This window comes from Streptomyces sp. BE20 (genome assembly GCF_036322525.1).
Taxonomy (GTDB): domain Bacteria; phylum Actinomycetota; class Actinomycetes; order Streptomycetales; family Streptomycetaceae; genus Kitasatospora.
Window position 1 is genome coordinate 1 of the sequence record NZ_JAQYWW010000022.1, and the last position, 337, is coordinate 337.

Below are 337 nucleotides of genomic sequence, written 5' to 3' on the forward strand. Positions count from 1 at the left end.
GTCCACCGGAAAGCGCCGCGTCGAAGGCCGCGAGCCCCTGCTCGGCGGTCAGCGGCAGGACACCACCACGCCGCATCCGCTCCCGGTCCGCGTCGGTGAGCGGCTCACCCATCCCCGCGTCCCACAGACCCCACGCCAGAGACGTCGCCGGCACACCCAGCGACCGCAGCTCCGACGCGTACTCCTCCAGGAACGTCTTCGCGGCAGCGTAGTTGGCCTGGCCCGCATTGCCGAACAGACCCGCCACCGAGGAGTACAGGACGAACGCGCTGAGCGTCCGGCCCTCCGTCGCGGCGGCAAGGTTACGCGCCGCGTCGACCTTCGCCCGGAACACCAC

The 337-nt window shown here is 71.8% G+C and carries 1 protein-coding gene; it reads right to left on the reverse strand.

Annotation, left to right across the window (positions count from 1 at the left end):
- A partial coding sequence (locus PUR61_RS00080) for a KR domain-containing protein (protein ID WP_329874317.1) occupies nt 1-337 on the reverse strand: 337 nt, incomplete at both ends.